At 44.3% G+C, this 637-nt stretch carries 2 pseudogenes; both read right to left on the reverse strand.

The features are described 5' to 3' along the window. Positions 1-37: 37 nt before the first annotated feature. Positions 38-118: pseudogene (locus R8O11_RS28680) on the reverse strand (recombination regulator RecX); the annotation flags it as partial. Between the two features lie 122 nt (positions 119-240). After that, positions 241-637, reverse strand: a pseudogene (gene recA / locus R8O11_RS28685) (recombinase RecA); the annotation flags it as partial.

The raw sequence follows: 637 nt of genomic DNA on the forward strand, positions 1-637 counted from the left end.
CATAGCCTTTCATCGCAAGCTTTTGATGGAGCTCCTATAAGCCATGATCTCGACGACTAAGTAACTGAATCGCGGCTTCTTTGCTAGATAGCGTCGGTGCTTGTCGCTTTTGGTACATAGTGATCCTAAAGGTAATTTGGCTGTACAGGCTTTTCGTTTGCCTTAAATTTCTTCGATTTTGATTTCGACAAATACAACAAAGCCCTGCAACGCAGGGCTTTGTTTTAGTCTATCAGAAGATTAAAACTCTTCTTCTTGCTCAGGCTTCTCACCGGCAGCAGGTGCTTCTGGTTGAGCTGGAGAAAGTAGCATTTCACGCAGTTTGGTATCGATTGTTTTCGCGATTTCTGGATGCTCACGCAGGTAGTTACAAGCGTTTGCTTTACCTTGACCAATCTTATCGCCATTGTAGCTGTACCAAGCACCCGCTTTTTCTACTAGCTTGTGCTTCACGCCTAAGTCAATCAACTCACCTTCACGGTTAAAGCCTTGGCCATACATGATTTGCGTGTTTGCTTCTTTAAATGGTGCTGCAATCTTGTTCTTAACCACTTTGATACGCGTTTCGTTACCTACAACTTCGTCGCCTTCTTTGATTGCGCCAGTACGACGGATATCTAGACGAACAGAAGCGTAA

This window comes from Vibrio sp. 1288 (assembly GCF_033344475.1).